Annotated in this window: 14 protein-coding genes; 8 read left to right on the top strand and 6 right to left on the bottom strand. The window is 59.5% G+C overall.

The window, feature by feature from the left end; genetic code table 11:
* Window positions 1-34: 34 nt before the first annotated feature.
* Both HBO19_RS20400 and HBO19_RS20395 read right to left on the bottom strand, forming a co-directional pair.
* On the bottom strand, window positions 35-418 hold the full coding sequence (locus HBO19_RS20400) for a PaaI family thioesterase (RefSeq protein ID WP_169953896.1): 384 nt from the start codon (window positions 416-418) through the stop codon (window positions 35-37).
* On the bottom strand, window positions 418-2,754 hold the full coding sequence (locus tag HBO19_RS20395; protein ID WP_170058171.1) for a Tex family protein: 2,337 nt from the start codon (window positions 2,752-2,754) through the stop codon (window positions 418-420). The genes HBO19_RS20400 and HBO19_RS20395 overlap by 1 nt, the downstream gene beginning before the upstream one ends.
* A gap of 335 nt (window positions 2,755-3,089) precedes the next feature.
* Between HBO19_RS20395 and ompR the strand changes: the two genes are divergently transcribed.
* Window positions 3,090-3,830 (top strand): two-component system response regulator OmpR, encoded by a 741-nt coding sequence (gene ompR, locus HBO19_RS20390; protein WP_032856582.1) that lies wholly within the window; start codon window positions 3,090-3,092, stop codon window positions 3,828-3,830.
* A 116-nt stretch (window positions 3,831-3,946) separates the two neighbouring features.
* Window positions 3,947-5,260, top strand: a complete 1,314-nt coding sequence (locus HBO19_RS20385; protein WP_169953894.1) for an ATP-binding protein — start codon at window positions 3,947-3,949, stop codon at window positions 5,258-5,260.
* 136 nt (window positions 5,261-5,396) lie between these two features.
* On the opposite strand, the gene rimK is transcribed toward HBO19_RS20385, so the two are convergent.
* Complete coding sequence (gene rimK / locus HBO19_RS20380; RefSeq protein ID WP_038445187.1) at window positions 5,397-6,302, bottom strand: 30S ribosomal protein S6--L-glutamate ligase; 906 nt, start codon at window positions 6,300-6,302, stop codon at window positions 5,397-5,399.
* On the bottom strand, window positions 6,299-6,748 hold the full coding sequence (locus tag HBO19_RS20375; RefSeq protein WP_169851488.1) for an ATP-dependent zinc protease: 450 nt from the start codon (window positions 6,746-6,748) through the stop codon (window positions 6,299-6,301). Before HBO19_RS20375 ends, rimK begins: the two co-directional genes overlap by 4 nt.
* A gap of 315 nt (window positions 6,749-7,063) precedes the next feature.
* Between HBO19_RS20375 and HBO19_RS20370 the strand changes: the two genes are divergently transcribed.
* Entirely contained in the window at window positions 7,064-7,471 is a 408-nt protein-coding gene (locus HBO19_RS20370) for a S4 domain-containing protein (RefSeq protein WP_169953893.1), read from the top strand.
* Window positions 7,472-7,572: 101 nt separating this feature from the next.
* Here the strand turns inward: HBO19_RS20370 and HBO19_RS20365 are convergent, their stop codons facing one another.
* Entirely contained in the window at window positions 7,573-8,373 is an 801-nt protein-coding gene (locus HBO19_RS20365; protein WP_170058170.1) for a phosphatase PAP2 family protein, read from the bottom strand.
* Between the two features lie 126 nt (window positions 8,374-8,499).
* Between HBO19_RS20365 and hslO the strand changes: the two genes are divergently transcribed.
* The gene (gene hslO / locus HBO19_RS20360) at window positions 8,500-9,402 is read left to right on the top strand and encodes an Hsp33 family molecular chaperone HslO (protein ID WP_169953891.1); all 903 of its coding nucleotides are present in this window, start codon (window positions 8,500-8,502) and stop codon (window positions 9,400-9,402) included.
* Window positions 9,403-9,581: 179 nt separating this feature from the next.
* Complete coding sequence (locus HBO19_RS20355; protein WP_057437065.1) at window positions 9,582-11,123, top strand: phosphoenolpyruvate carboxykinase; 1,542 nt, start codon at window positions 9,582-9,584, stop codon at window positions 11,121-11,123.
* Between the two features lie 141 nt (window positions 11,124-11,264).
* Here the strand turns inward: HBO19_RS20355 and HBO19_RS20350 are convergent, their stop codons facing one another.
* Window positions 11,265-11,621, bottom strand: coding sequence for a DUF1493 family protein (locus tag HBO19_RS20350; RefSeq protein WP_169954007.1), 357 nt, complete (start codon window positions 11,619-11,621; stop codon window positions 11,265-11,267).
* Window positions 11,622-12,099: 478 nt separating this feature from the next.
* On the opposite strand from HBO19_RS20350, the gene HBO19_RS20345 reads away from it, so the two are divergent.
* The 3 genes from HBO19_RS20345 to HBO19_RS20335 all read left to right on the top strand — a co-directional run bounded on the left by HBO19_RS20345 (window position 12,100) and on the right by HBO19_RS20335 (window position 15,929).
* The gene (locus HBO19_RS20345; protein WP_169953890.1) at window positions 12,100-13,275 is read left to right on the top strand and encodes a tetratricopeptide repeat protein; all 1,176 of its coding nucleotides are present in this window, start codon (window positions 12,100-12,102) and stop codon (window positions 13,273-13,275) included.
* Window positions 13,276-13,536: 261 nt separating this feature from the next.
* On the top strand, window positions 13,537-15,474 hold the full coding sequence (locus HBO19_RS20340; protein ID WP_170058169.1) for an ATP-dependent DNA helicase RecQ: 1,938 nt from the start codon (window positions 13,537-13,539) through the stop codon (window positions 15,472-15,474).
* 23 nt (window positions 15,475-15,497) lie between these two features.
* On the top strand, window positions 15,498-15,929 hold the full coding sequence (locus HBO19_RS20335) for a thioesterase family protein (protein ID WP_170058168.1): 432 nt from the start codon (window positions 15,498-15,500) through the stop codon (window positions 15,927-15,929).
* Window positions 15,930-16,062: the final 133 nt, after the last annotated feature.

Here is a 16,062-nt window from a genome sequence, read left to right as displayed (position 1 = left end):
AGCGCCGAAATTAACCCAAATTGATGACTGGGAGCTATAGGACAGCGAAGGTGCCTTGTGCTTTTGCGACGAGTCTTTCGTCCTGATACACCTCGGCCTCGACCACCAGCGTGCGCCGGCCGGGGTGGATGACCCGGGCGGTACACAGCACGTCACCGTCGGACACGGCACGGATGTAATTGATTTTGCACTCGATGGTCGCACTCTGCTGGTCGAAACCATGGGCGCTGGAACAGGCCAGCCCCATGGCAATGTCCACCAGGCTGAAAATCGCTCCGCCATGGAGCTTGCCCGCGCGGTTGCGCAGTTGCGGCTCAAGGCTCAGGGCAACCTCGGCAACGCCCTGGTCCAGGCGTTGCAGGCGGCAGCCGAGCAGTTCGCTGAAAGCGCTGTGGGTCAGGCCGGCTGGCAGCTCCATCAGCGTTTTTTCAGTTGCTTGGCGTTGGCGAACAACGAAGCCATGGCGTTGTTGGCCGGGGCTGCGGTGGCGGTTTCCTTGCGCGGTGCAGTGTTTTCAGAGCGGTTTTGCGACTGGCGCGGCGCTGAACCTGGGCGTGCGCCACGGGCACCGTCGATTTTCTCGCCGGGGGTATCGCTCATACGCATCGACAGACCCACGCGTTTGCGCGGGATATCGACTTCCATGACCTTGACCTTCACCACATCCCCGGCTTTCACCGCCTCACGCGGATCCTTGATGAACTTCTCCGAAAGCGCAGAAATATGCACCAAACCGTCCTGATGCACGCCGATGTCCACAAACGCACCGAAGTTGGTCACGTTGGTCACCACGCCTTCGAGGATCATCCCCAACTGCAGGTCCTTGAGGTCTTCGACGCCTTCCTGGAACTCGGCGGTCTTGAACTCAGGACGCGGGTCGCGACCGGGTTTTTCCAGCTCTTGCAGGATGTCGGTGATGGTCGGCACGCCGAAGGTTTCGTCGGTGTACTTCTTTGGATCCAGGCGCTTGAGGAACCCGGCGTCACCGATCAGCGAACGGATATCGCGGTCGGTTTCAGCGGCAATGCGTTGCACCAGCGGGTAGGCTTCCGGGTGGACCGCCGAGGCGTCCAGCGGGTTGTCACCGTTCATCACGCGCAGGAAGCCTGCGGCCTGTTCGAAGGTTTTTTCGCCAAGGCGTGCAACTTTTTTCAGTGCCGCTCGGGTCTTGAACGCGCCGTTTTCATCACGATGGGTGACGATATTCTGCGCCAGGGTGGAGTTGAGGCCGGAAATCCGCGCAAGCAAGGCGACCGAGGCGGTGTTCACGTCGACGCCGACCTTGTTCACACAGTCTTCCACTACTGCATCCAGGCCGCGCGCCAGTTTCAGCTGCGACACATCGTGCTGGTACTGGCCGACGCCGATGGATTTAGGGTCGATCTTCACCAGTTCGGCCAGTGGATCCTGCAGGCGGCGCGCGATGGACACTGCGCCACGGATCGACACATCGAGGTCCGGGAATTCCTTGGAGGCCAACTCCGACGCCGAGTACACCGAAGCGCCCGCTTCGGAGACCATGACCTTGGTCATTTTCATGCCTGGGTATTTTTTGATCAGCTCCAGGGCCAGCTTGTCGGTTTCTCGGCTGGCGGTGCCGTTGCCGATGGCGATCAGGTCTACCGCGTGCTTGGCGCACAGGGCGGCCAGGATGGCGATGGTCTGGTCCCACTTGTTGTGGGGTACATGCGGGTACACGGTGGCGTGGTCCAGCAGCTTGCCGGTGGCGTCGACCACGGCGACCTTGCAACCGGTGCGCAGGCCCGGGTCCAGGCCCAGGGTCGCGCGCGGGCCGGCCGGCGCGGCGAGTAGCAGGTCGTGCAGGTTGTGGGCGAATACGTTGATCGCCTCGGTCTCGGCGCCGTCGCGCAGTTCGCCCAGCAGGTCGGTTTCCAGGTGGGTGTAGAGCTTGACCTTCCAGGTCCAGCGCACGACTTCACCGAGCCATTTGTCCGCAGGACGATTCTGATTCTGGATGCCGAATTGTTGGCCGATCATGCCTTCGCACGGGTGCATGGTGCCCGGCAGTTCGTCGCCGACTTTCAGCGCGGAGCTGAGAATACCTTCGTTGCGCCCGCGGAAAATGGCGAGGGCGCGGTGGGACGGCATGCTCTTGAGCGGTTCGTCGTGCTCGAAGTAGTCGCGGAACTTGGCGCCTTCTTCCTCTTTGCCGGCAATCACGCGGGCGCTGAGGGTGGCTTCCTGTTTCAGGTAGTTACGCAGTTTTTCCAGCAGGTTGGCGTCTTCGGCGAAGCGCTCCATGAGGATGTACTTGGCGCCTTCGAGGGCCGCCTTGACGTCGGCCACGCCTTTTTCGCTATCGACAAAGCGCGCAGCTTCGGTTTCCGGGGCCAGGGACGGGTCGTTGAACAGGCCGTCTGCCAGTTCGCCGAGGCCGGCTTCCAGGGCGATCTGGCCCTTGGTGCGGCGTTTCTGCTTGTACGGCAGGTACAGGTCTTCGAGGCGGGTCTTGGTGTCGGCGAGCTTGATGTCGCGTTCGAGTTGCGGGGTCAGCTTGCCCTGCTCCTGGATGCTGGCGAGGATGCTGACACGCCGTTCGTCGAGTTCTCGCAGGTAGCGCAGGCGTTCTTCCAGATGTCGCAGCTGGATATCATCGAGGCTGCCGGTCACTTCTTTACGGTAACGGGCGATGAAGGGCACCGTGGAGCCTTCATCCAGTAGAGCGACGGCCGCTTCGACCTGTTGTGGGCGTACACCGAGTTCCTCGGCGATGCGGCTGTTGATGCTGTCCATAAAACCACCTGAAATTCTTGAAAGCAGTGTGCAGGCCCGCAAAACAAGGCCCTGCGCGGCTGGTTGAGCGGCCCGACTGGCGCCGCTGCCTGGGTCAAGAGGCAGCCTATTGACCCTCGAAATCGAAAAAGTCACGACTAGCAGATGAAAAAAACACCAGGCCGGCCTTGGTATTGCCCGGCACTGAGGCGCGGCATTATAACCAGCGATCCGTCCTTGGGGGGATTGCGCCAGGAGCAGGCGTACTGGTGGTTGGAGAAAAATCTGCTAACAATGCGTACCGTGCGTATAACGGCAGCTAAGCCATAATGCGCGCCAGATAAGAGGAGCATCCAATGAGCAGCACTGCACAAACTGCTGAAGGCGAAAAAATTCTCATCGTTGATGACGATCCGGGGCTGAGCAGCCTGCTGGAGCGGTTCTTCACCTCCAAGGGCTACCGTGCCCGCGCGGTGCCGAACACCGAGCAGATGGACCGCCTGCTGGGGCGCGAGGTCTTCAACCTGGTCGTACTCGACCTGATGTTGCCCGGTGAAGACGGCCTGACCGCCTGCAAGCGCCTGCGCAGCACCAACAACCAGATTCCGATCATCATGCTGACCGCCAAGGGCGATGAACTGAGCCGGATCAAAGGCCTGGAACTGGGCGCCGACGATTACCTGGCCAAGCCGTTCAACCCCGACGAGCTGATGGCGCGGGTCAAGGCTGTATTGCGTCGCCAGGCGGCTCCGGTTCCGGGCGCTCCAGGCAGCGAAGACGAAAGCGTGACCTTTGGTGACTACGAGCTGTCGCTGGCCACCCGTGAGCTCAAGCGTGGCGAAGAAGTCCACATGCTCACCACGGGCGAATTCGCGGTACTCAAGGCGCTGGTGATGAACGCTCGCCAACCGCTGACCCGTGACAAGCTGATGAACCTGGCCCGTGGTCGTGAATGGGACGCCCTGGAGCGTTCCATCGATGTGCAGATTTCCCGTCTGCGCCGGATGATCGAGCCGGACCCGTCCAAGCCGCGTTATATCCAGACAGTGTGGGGCGTGGGTTACGTGTTTGTGCCGGATGGCACGGCAACCAAGTAACCGATGATTTGCACATGCGGGTATTCCGGAGTTCGATCCCAGCGGGTCGGCCGGATGCCCGGCGTCTGCAATTCTGCGAGCGTGGCTCGCTCTTGCCAGGTGTCTAGCTGTCTTCTATGAAAACCCCGCTGTGGTTCCCGCAAAGTTTCTTCTCCCGCACCCTTTGGCTGGTGCTGATCGTCGTGCTGTTTTCCAAGGCGCTGACCCTCGTTTACCTGCTGATGAACGAAGACGTGTTGGTAGATCGCCAGTACAGTCACGGTGTTGCGCTGACGTTGCGTGCCTACTGGGCTGCCGACCCGGAGAATCGTGAAAAAATCGCCAAGGCGGCAACCTTGACTCGCGTGGTGGGTGCGGGCGTGCCGGAGGGCGAGCAGCATTGGCCCTACAGCGAGATCTACCAGCGCCAGATGCAGGCCGAATTGGGCGAAGACACTGAGGTGCGGCTGCGCATGCATGTTTCACCAGCCTTGTGGGTGCGAGCCCCGAGCCTGGGGGATGGATGGCTGAAAGTGCCGTTGTATCCCCACCCGCTGCGGGGTCAGAAGATCTGGAACGTGCTCGGTTGGTTCCTGGCCATTGGCTTGCTTTCCACTGCGTCGGCCTGGATCTTCGTGCGTCAGCTCAACCAGCCACTCAAACGCCTGGTATTTGCGGCCAGGCAATTGGGGCAGGGTCGCAGCGTGCGCCTGCCGATCAGCGACACTCCCAGCGAAATGACCGAGGTCTACAGCGCGTTCAACCAGATGGCCGAGGATGTCGAACAGGCCGGTCGTGAGCGTGAGCTGATGCTGGCCGGGGTTTCACACGACCTGCGCACGCCGCTGACACGTTTGCGTCTGTCCCTGGAGTTGATGGGCAACCATACCGACCTGACCGATGACATGGTCCGTGATATCGAAGACATGGATGCGATTCTCGACCAGTTCCTGGCGTTTATCCGCGATGGTCGTGACGAGGTGGTGGAAGAGGTGGACCTGACCGACCTGGTCCGCGAGGTCGTGGCGCCCTACAACCAGAATGGCGAGCAGGTGCACATGCGCCTGGAGCCGATCCAGCCCTTTGCGTTGCGCCGGGTCTCGATGAAGCGCCTGCTGAACAACCTGATCGGCAACGCCTTGCATCACGCGGGCACCGAGGTGGAAGTCGCCGCCTATGTGTCGGGTGACACCAATGCGCCTTATGTGGTGCTGAGTGTCATGGACCGTGGCGCCGGGATCGATCCGGCGGAGCTGGAGGGCATTTTCAACCCCTTTACCCGCGGTGATCGTGCCCGTGGTGGCAAAGGCACCGGCCTGGGCCTGGCGATTGTGCGGCGGATTGCTTCGATGCATGGTGGCAATGTCGAACTGCGTAACCGTGCCGATGGCGGGCTGGAAGCGCGAGTGCGCTTGCCATTGGGGCTGATGCTGCCAAGAGATGCGGTCTAAGCCACGACGAAAATCAAATGTGGGAAATGGCTTGCCTGCGAGAAGATGTAACAGTCGACATTGATGTTGAATGTTAGTCAGTCATCGCAGGCAAGCCAGCTCCCACACTGGTTTGTGCTGCCCTAAAGGGAGTATTTCAGCCCTTGCCTTTGGTACGGGTCATGTTCGGCCCGCTGTTCTTCTCCAGATGCTGAATGATGATCCCCGCCACATCCTTGTTGGTGGTGGTTTCAATCCCTTCCAGGCCCGGTGAAGAGTTCACTTCCATCACCAGTGGCCCGTGGTTCGAGCGCAGGATATCCACGCCCGCCACACTCAAGCCCATAACCTTGGCTGCACGCAGGGCGGTCATGCGTTCTTCCGGAGTAATCTTGATCAGGCTGGCGCTGCCGCCTCGGTGCAAGTTGGAGCGAAATTCTCCCGGCTTGGCCTGGCGTTTCATCGCCGCAATCACCTTGTCCCCCACCACGAAGCAGCGGATATCGGCACCGCCGGCCTCCTTGATGTACTCCTGGACCATGATGTTCTGCTTCAGGCCCATGAACGCCTCGATCACCGACTCTGCCGCCGTGGCGGTTTCACACAGCACCACGCCAATGCCCTGGGTTCCTTCCAGTACCTTGATCACCAATGGGGCACCGTTGACCATCTCGATCAGGTCGGGAATGTCATCGGGGGAATGGGCAAAGCCAGTCACTGGCAAGCCGATGCCCCGGCGCGAGAGCAATTGCAGGGAGCGCAGCTTGTCCCGGGAACGGGCAATGGCCACCGATTCGTTGAGTGGAAACACCCCCATCATTTCAAACTGGCGCAGTACCGCGCAGCCGTAGAAGGTCACCGAGGCACCGATACGCGGGATCACCGCGTCGAAGCCTTCCAGTGGTTTGCCCCGGTAGTGGATCTGCGGCTTATGACTGGCAATGTTCATATAGGCGCGCAACGTATCGATCACCACCATCTCATGGCCCCGTTCGGTGCCGGCCTCGACCAGACGACGGGTGGAATACAGACGCGGGTTACGCGACAGCACAGCGATCTTCATGCAACACCTGTGGCAGCAATAGTAGAGACCGGGAACACCGGCTTGTCTTGAACGTACTTGAGCCCCGGGTTGACCACCAACTGGCCGTCGATCAGGGCTTTGGAACCTAGCAACAGGCGGTAACGCATGGTCTTGCGGCAAGCCAGGGTGAACTCCACCCGCCATACCCGATCACCCAGGGCCAGGGTGGTGCTGATGACGTAGCGCACCTGCGCCTGGCCGTTGGAGCTTTTAATGGTTTTCATCGCCACCAGCGGCGCTTCACAGCGCCGGTGACGCAGTTGCACCACGCTGCCCAGATGGGCGGTGAAACGCACCCACTTTTCACCGTCACGCTCAAAAGGCTCGATCTCGGTGGCATGCAGGCTGGAGGTACTGGCCCCGGTGTCGATCTTCGCGCGCAGGCCTGCCACTCCCAGATCGGGCAGTGCCACCCATTCACGCAGACCGACAACGGTCAAATGGTCAAATGTCTTCAATATGAACAACCGGCAATCAGAAATGTTTCGACGTCACACGACACTAGCGTCCAACTGCTCACAGATTGTGACAACCCAGGAACGTTGACGAGCGCTTGGCGCCGAATTCGCGGTATTCACGCAGAATATTCACCAAATGGCGACAGATATCTTCACGCCACAAAAAACCACGGCTGAGGGGAAACTGCCTGACAGCTGGCGTATCTTAGGTGAGCCTTGGCGTTTGTGCGTCGAAGGGCTTCGACTGTTAAGTTGCGACATTTTTCAGAGCGAGGAATTCAAGTGGCTCAAAAGCAGGAAGAGGACGAAAAAGTCCGTTTGGACAAGTGGCTGTGGGCCGCACGTTTCTACAAGACCCGGGCCTTGGCCAAGGCCGCCATCGAGAGCGGCAAGGTGCATTGCCGTGGCGAACGCTGCAAGCCAGGCAAGGAGCCGCGTGTGGGTGACGAGTTGCAGATCCGCGTCGGGTTTGATGAAAAAACGGTGTTGGTCGAGGCGCTTTCCGTCGTTCGCCGTGGCGCACCCGAAGCCCAGGCACTGTACACCGAGACACCTGCCAGTATTGCCAAGCGCGAGAATGCGGCGGCCATGCGCAAGGCCGGAGCCTTGGGCATGAGCACCGATGGCAAGCCAAGCAAGAAACAGCGCCGCGACCTGTTCAAGTTTCGCGGCAGCGGCAATGACGACTGAATATCGGTTATCTGCTGTAGGAACTGGCTTGCCAGCAATGGCGGTTGCAACAGTTGCAGTGCCGTCGAGGGCCTCTTCGCCGGCAAGCCGGCTCCTACAGGTCAGGCGTTGCGGATCACGCTCAAGCGATTGATCACAGGTACTCGTTGCAACAACCCGAATACCGGTGCGGTCACGCGCAGCAGCCAACCCGACACCTTCGCCGCAAACGGCGTGTAATAACCCCAGCCCAGCGCCAACAACGCCAGCAGCACACCGCCGATATAGTCGTCCTGCCCCCAGTGCGCACCCGCCACCAGGCGCGGCATCATGAACAGCAGCGCCAGGGCCCAGATCAGCACAACCTGGCCAACGCGCTTGGCAAACACGCTCATGAACATCCCCCAGATCAGCAGCACCGAAGCATGATCACCGGGGAAGCTCTGGCTGGAGCGATCCTTCAATTCCCAGGTTTTTTCCAGGTCAGGAAAGTAATCGCTCATGTGGACCGCCCCGCTGATCACCATTGACGGGCTGTTGTGCTGCCAGCCCATCTGCGCCGCGAGCTTGGAAAACAGCATGCGGATAAACAGCAGCAACAGCAGAATCGCGAGGAAGCCGAAAAACGCCTGGCGCACTTCAATCGTCTTGAATACCCATTCGCCGCGAATCAGCAGCATCAGCAGGATCACCCCGACCACCGCATCAAAGGGGCGCAGGCTGGCGATCGCCCATACATGCAGCCAGGCCGGGTTGCTGGCCAGTGGGTCGTTGAGCAGATGAAACAGCCATTCGTCGAATATCACGCAAAGCATCTGGCCCGCGGGCCATAGCCAAAAACACAGCAGCCCCAGAGCGAGTAAATTGCACAGGGCCAATCGCCCGAGGTTCCACTTGGCTTGGAACAAACCCGGATTGTTCATAAACTGTTTCCTCTTCGCTCTAAACTCTCTTCACCTATCAGAAGAAAATCGCACCAAATTGGTGCTAAAGCGCATAATTTTAGAAACATTGTCATCACTTTGTCATCAATTCAGATACCCAGACCTATGACTGATCTACCGGATACCGACTTCACCCAACGTTTCCTCTTTGACGACAACGACGCGCGTGGCGAACTGGTTGCCCTGGAGCGCAGCTATGCCGAAGTCCTTGCCAAGCACCCCTATCCGGAGCCGGTCGCGCAGTTGCTCGGCGAACTGATGGCCGCCGCGTCGCTGCTGGTGGGCACCATGAAGTTCGATGGCTTGCTGATTCTCCAGGCCCGTTCCGAAGGCCCGGTGCCCATGCTGATGATCGAGTGCTCCAGCAACCGCGAAATCCGTGGCCTGGCCCGGTATGACGCAGACCGGATCCCGGCGGACGCGACCCTGGCCGACCTGATGCCCGACGGCGTGCTGGCGTTGACCATCGACCCGACCGTTGGCCAGCGTTACCAGGGCATTGTCGACCTGGACGGTGAAACCCTGTCCGACTGCTTCACCAACTATTTCGTCATGTCCCAGCAAGTGGGCACCCGCTTCTGGCTCAACGCGGACGGCAAGCGTGCCCGTGGCCTGCTGTTGCAACAGCTGCCGGCGGACCGTATCAAGGATGAGGATGAGCGCGAAGAGAGCTGGCGCGGTCTGACCGCCCTGGCCGGTACCCTGACCGCTGAAGAGCTGCTGGGCCTGGACAACGAAACCATCCTGCACCGCCTTTACCACGAAGAAGAAGTGCGCCTGTTCGATGCGCAATCGCTGCGTTTCCACTGCAGCTGTTCCCGCGAGCGTTCGGGCAATGCCCTGGTGAGCCTGGGCCTGGAAGATGCGCAAAACCTGGCGGTAGAGCACGGCGGCAGAATCGAGATCGATTGCCAGTTCTGCAACCAGCGCTACCTGTTCGACGCTGCCGATATCGGCCAATTGTTCGCTGGCGCTGGCGTTGACACCCCTTCGGGCACCCACCACTAAAACGTTTAAGCACAGGTAAATCACCTGACAAACGCCGGATTAGAGGTGTTCTGACGGGAGGGCCCTACTCTTTTTGGGCTTTTCTGGCATAATCCGGCCCACTTTTTTCGCGGTAGTAGTGCGCAACTTTCTACTACAAAACGTTTGGAGCACTCGGCCATAGGCCGACGGGGAACCTCATGACGCAAGCCAATAACGCCGTATACACCGATCTGAGTGTTGACGATCTGGTCAAAGAAGCCCTGCAGCGCGGTGAAGGCGTGCTTGCCGATACTGGCGCGCTGGTCGTAGAAACCGGTCACCGTACCGGTCGTTCGCCGGTCGATCGTTTCATCGTTGAAGAGCCGTCCACCCAGGCTGCCATTGCCTGGGGCCCGATCAACCGCAAGTTCCCGGCCGACAAGTTCGATGCCCTGTGGGCTCGCGTCGAGGCTTTCAACAACGCGCAAGAGCATTTCGTTTCCCACGTGCATGTAGGTTCTGCCGAAGAGCATTACCTGGCCGTGAAAATGACCACCCAGACTGCCTGGCAGAACCTATTCGGTCGCTGCCTGTTCATCAACCCGGCCCAGTACAACCCGGCCGGGCGTGAAGAGTGGCAAGTGCTCAACGTTGCCAACTTTGAATGCGTCCCTGAGCGTGACGGCACCAACTCCGATGGTTGCGTGATCCTCAACTTCGCCCAGAAAAAAGTCCTGATTGCTGGCATGCGTTACGCCGGCGAGATGAAAAAAGCCATGTTCTCGGTGCAGAACTTCCTGCTGCCGGCCGCTGACGTGCTGCCAATGCACTGCGCTGCCAACATCGGCGAAGAAGGCGATGTGACCTTGTTCTTCGGTCTGTCGGGCACTGGCAAGACCACCCTGTCCGCCGACGAAAGCCGTTACCTGATCGGTGACGACGAACACGGCTGGGGCGAGGGCGTGGTGTTCAATATCGAAGGCGGTTGCTATGCCAAGTGCATCGACCTGTCCGAGAAAAACGAGCCGGTCATCTGGAAAGCCATCAAGCACGGCGCCGTCCTGGAAAACGTGGTGATCGACGATGCCAAGCACGCCGATTACACCAATGTCAGCCTGACCCAGAACAGCCGTGCGGCCTACCCGCTGGAGCACGTTGCCAAGCGTTCCGAGAAGAACCTGGGCGGCGAGCCAAACGCAGTGATCTTCCTGACCTGCGACCTGACTGGCGTGCTGCCACCGGTGTCGATCCTCAACGAAGAACAGGCGGCCTACCACTTCCTGTCCGGCTACACCGCACTGGTGGGCTCGACTGAAATGGGTTCGGGCAGCGGCATCAAGTCGACCTTCTCCACCTGCTTCGGCGCGCCGTTCTTCCCGCGCCCGGCTGGCGAATACGCAGAGCTGCTGATCAAGCGCATCCGTGGCTTCGGCTCCAAGGTCTACCTGGTCAACACCGGCTGGACCGGCGGCGGCTACGGTGTTGGCAAACGCTTCAACATCCCGACCACCCGTGCGGTGATCGCAGCGATCCAGAGCGGCGCGTTGATCGGTGCGCAAACCGAGCACCTGGACACCATCAACCTCGACGTGCCACTGGCCGTACCGGGCGTTGAGACCGGCCTGTTGAACCCACGTAACACCTGGGCTGACAAGGCTGCCTACGACGAAGCAGCGAAGGCCCTGGCCGGCCTGTTCGTCGAGAACTTCAAGAAGTTTGAAGTCAGCGACGCGATCAAGGCAGCGGGTCCGAAGTTGTAAGATTCGGTAGCTGTTAAAAAGCCGCCCCTAGTGGGCGGCTTTTTTGTGCGCGAAACAGTTTTGTAGGAACCCGGCTTGCGGGCGAAGAGCCTGAGAACAAAGCGGTGCACCAGTCATCCCACATTAATTCCCCAGCGCTCTTCAGCTCAGGTTTTCCAGCGTCTGCGTATCCCAGCTATGGGTCTTGATAGCCAGGTAGAGCATGCCGATGGTGAGTGGCGTCTTCTCGCCGCGGCCCTTGGCGCGGTGTTTCAGGAATACATCGAATACCGGCGGATTGAAGTAACGATAAGCATCATAGTCACCCAGGTCGAGATCAAATGCCTGCTCCAGAGTCTCCATAAACTGCCTGGCTTCTGCGCCGTCGCAACCGAGGTCAAAGTTGAGCGAGGTTTTAAGGCGGATGGTCTTGTGCTTGGGCAGGCCGATTTCTTCGTGCAGCAATTGCAGGAGCTGCTGCATGACAGGGTCTTGGGGGAAGTTGGGGGCCAGATTCATGGTGGGGGCACGCGGGAGTGGGTCAGAGGGATGGTCGCCTTGCTGGCGCAGTTTGTTTCGGCTGATGAAGAGCGCCAAGCCTATCAAGATCAGGGCAAAGAAGATCGCCGACTGTAAGAAGAGCATCGGACTATGACTCATGTGTGTACACATGCATTGAGAGGCTTGATGGCTGAGCATCGCTCACGGACTTTTACCGAGCAGATGGCGAAGGCGCTAGTTTCGGTCAGGGTTGGCTGATTCTGTAGAGGGTCAAGTGTAGGTTGGAGGAAGTTTGGGAAGCGTATGGGTCCCGGCTTGGCGATTTCCTACGGAGGCTTCCGAAGTTTGCGATTTGGCTGCGGGGCACCCTGGCGCAGGTGGGATAAAAACCACGTCACATTCTGTATAAAATCCCGGCAAAACCCCTGAATTCAGCGTATGTTTCACCGCAAAATCTTGTAGGGCGATTCCGCCCACTACTTAAAGGGAGTTAAGCATGGGTTTGCTTCGTGTCGCCTCGGCGATGTCATTGTGTGCGGTGGCGTTTTCGGTCCAGGCCGAGCAGTTGCCGATCGAGGTGCTCAGTGCGGTGGTCAAGGACCAGAAAATCGCCGACGCCGAAGTCTTGTTGCAACGCAACGGCGCACAGAATGTGGTGGGGCGCACCAATGCCCAGGGCCAAGTCACTCTCACCAGCGAAGTTGCCGATGGTGCCGACAACCTGCTGATCATCAAGAAGCCCGGCTACTCCAACCTGGTGGTCAAGTGCCCGTGCAAAGGCATGACCTATGCCATCAGCCCGGTGATGGAAAACCTCGACGGCCTGCGTGTGGTGCTGACCTGGGGGCAATCGCCTTCGGACCTCGACTCCCACATGATCTTCCCCGGCAACAACATCTACTTCAACAGCAAGACCGGCACCGATGCCGAGCTGGATGTGGATGACACCGACAGCTACGGCCCGGAAACCATCACCCTGCAGAAAAAACACTACGGCGAAAGCTACGTGTACGCCGTGCATGACTTCTCCAACCGCACCGATACCGGTTCCACGGCGCTGTCCGAAAGCCAGGCCAAGGTGTTTGTGTACATGGGCCAGTCCCTGGTCCGCACTTACTACGTGCCGACCAATCGCACCGGTAACTTGTGGACCGTGTTCCGCATGACCGGCAGCGGTGACTTCCAGGACATCAATACCTTCACCGGCGTGCTGGTCGAGGCCAAGGATGTGCTCAACGAAGTCAAACCCCTGCTCAACGACAGCGTTGCCGTGGATGCCGTGGTGGTCAGTTCGGCGGTACAGGGTGATGCGAAAAAGCTGAACCTCAAAGGCGAAGCGGCCTACCAGGCCGGTAACCTGGACCAGGCGATCGACTACTTCCGCCAGGCCATCGAGCTGGATAATTCCTTCGGTAAAGCCTACGGCAATCTCGGCCTGGCCTATCAGAAAGCCGGAAACACCGCCGAGTCGATCTGGGCCAACCGCAAGGCGATTGCCCTGGCCAGCGGCCCGACAGCCGCCACCGTGCGTGCCGGGTCCTACTACAACATCGCGCGGATCTACGAAGCGGCCGGGCAGTTTGCCGATGCGTTGCGTCACTACCAATTGGCCAAGGAACAGAAGGCCAACCCGGTGTATGACAAAGCCATTGAGCGTGTGCAAAACCGCTGATCGAGCGGTAGCAAAGGTCTGAAAATGTGGGAGCGGGCTTGTCCGCGATAGCGGTGTAACAGTCAACAGAGGTATCGACTGGGGCACCGCCATCGCGGGCAAGCCCGCTCCCACATTTGTTTTGGGGGGTCTGTAGATTGTCGGTTCACCCTCGCAGCCTGTGTATCATCCTGTCTCTCTTTTCCTCGCGACCTTTTTCGATCCGCTGAAAATACCGGGCTATGTTTTAGGCCTGTTCAGCGGTCAATGGAGTGACAGCTCATGCACGACACCCTCCAACAGGTCTTTGGTTATCCACAGTTTCGCCCTGGCCAGGAGGCGGCTGTCAGCGCCGTGCTGGCCGGTCGTTCGGCGGCGGCGATCTTTCCCACAGGTTCTGGCAAATCCCTCTGTTACCAGCTCTCAGCCGTGGTGCTGCCGCACCTGACACTGGTGGTGTCGCCACTGTTGGCGTTGATGCAGGACCAACTGGGCTTTTTGCAGCGTCATGGTATTTCGGCCGGCAGCATCGATTCGACGCAAAGTCGTGATCAGGCCAATGACGTAATGGCCCGCGCTCGCTCCGGCGAGCTGAAGATCCTGATGATTTCCGTAGAGCGCCTGAAGAACGAGCGCTTTCGCAACTTTTTGCAAAGCGTTTCGATTTCATTATTGGTGGTGGATGAGGCGCACTGTATTTCCGAATGGGGCCATAATTTCCGCCCGGACTACCTCAAGCTCCCCGACTACCAGCGCCAGTTCAAGATTCCCCAGGCGCTGCTGTTGACCGCCACCGCCACACCCAAGGTGATTGCGGACATGCAGGCCAAGTTCGCCATCGCCCCCGCAGACGTGATCACCACCGGTTTCTATCGACCCAACCTCAACCTGCTGGTGGAACCGGTCAGCGGCGCAGACAAACGCCGGCGCCTGGTGGAGTGGATGGGCGAGCGGGCCAACCAACCGAGCATCGTCTATGTCACCTTGCAGAAAACCGCCGAGCAGATCGCCGAGCATCTGAATCGCCATGGCATCCAGGCCGAGGCCTATCACGCAGGTTTGCCCCACGAAAAGCGCGAGGGCATCCAGCGCCGGTTCATGGGCGGCCAGTCCAATTGCATCGTCGCCACCATTGCCTTTGGCATGGGTATCGACAAGAGCGACATCCGCAACGTTGTGCATTTCGACCTGCCCAAATCCATCGAGAACTACAGCCAGGAAATCGGCCGGGCCGGGCGCGATGGCCAGCCTTCCGAGTGCCTGGTGCTGGCCAACCGCGACAGCCTTAATGTGCTGGAGAACTTTGTGTACGGCGATACGCCGGAGCAGGAAGGCATTCGGTTGGTGCTGGAAGAACTGCTGGCGGCCGCTGATGACGGGCAATGGGAGTTTCTGCTGAGGTCATTGGCAGAGCTGAGCAACATCCGCGAACTACCGCTCAAGACCTTGCTGGTGCAATTGGAACTCAAGGGGGTCATTGCACCGCGCTATGCGTTTTATGCCGAGTATCGCTTCAAGTACCTGGTGGAGCCGGAGGTGTTGCTGGCGCGTTTTTCCGGGGAGCGGCAGCAGTTTGTCGCCGCGATCATCCAGGTGTGCAAACGGGCCAGGAGCTGGGCTACCGTGGATTTCGACGCGCTTTATCAACAGCACCAGGCCGAGCGTGGCCGGGTGGTCAAGGCGCTGGACTATTTCCAGGAACAGGGCCTGATCGAGCTGGAAAGCAAGCAGATGACCGAAGTCTACAGCCTGCTCGATAGCGGGTTTGACCCCCAGGCCTTGAGCGAAGAGTTATACACAGGCTTCAAGCAGCACGAAGCCACGGAAGTGGCGCGCATCCATGGGATGCTGGCGTTGTTTGCCAGCGAACGCTGCCTGGGCTATCGGTTGGCGGAGTACTTTGGCGATGCCGAGGCGCCGCGCCAGTGCGGGCATTGTTCGGTGTGTCATGGCCAAGTCGCCCATCTGCCGGCACCACCGGGGCTGGCACCGCTTGTGGATAAAAATTTCCAGGGGCTGTGCGGGGATTTTATCCACAGGCATCATCAGCACACCGGCAGCCTGCCAGGGGCGGAACGCCTGACGCGGTTTCTATGTGGGATCAGCGTGCCGCTGTTTACCAAGCTCAAGGCCCGGGGGATTCCAGGATCTGGCGTGCTGGAAGAATATCCGTATGCCCAGGTGCGGGATTGGGCCGAGACCCATCTGAGCGACCTGTAAATTCACTTCAACGAGACTTGTCCATGCCTGACTCAATGCCGCAGCGTGCCGATTACCGTCACTTCCAGCCGATCATTACGCGCTGGCACGACAATGACGTGTATGGGCATGTGAATAACGTCACCTACTACAGCTTTTTCGACACGGCGGTGAACACCTACCTGATCGAACAGGGCGGGCTGGATATTCATGACGGCGAAGTGGTGGGGTTTGTGGTGAGTTCGGCGTGCGACTACTTTGCCTCGATTGCCTTTCCCGACCGTATCGATATCGGCCTGCGGGTGGGCAAGTTGGGCAACAGTTCAGTGCAGTACGAGTTGGCGGTGTTCAAGGCCGGCGAGGATGAGGCCTGTGCGGCGGGGCGGTTTGTGCATGTGTTTGTGGACCGGGCGACGAACCAGCCGGTGACGATTCCACAGGTACTGCGCGAAGCACTGCAACACCTGGCGGTCTGACTGCGGCCTGCGAAACAATGAAGAGCTAATGTGGGAGCCGGGCTTGCCCGCGATAGCGCAGTGTCAGGCCACCTATTGGTTGCTGGCATTGCGCTATCGCAGGCAAGCCAGCTCCCACATTGAGTTTGCTGTG

The sequence above is a fragment of the Pseudomonas sp. WS 5021 genome (genome assembly GCF_012985535.1).
Taxonomy (GTDB): Bacteria; Pseudomonadota; Gammaproteobacteria; order Pseudomonadales; family Pseudomonadaceae; genus Aquipseudomonas.
Note: the sequence above shows the minus strand (reverse complement) of the source record. Positions and strands in the feature narration are given on the sequence as shown.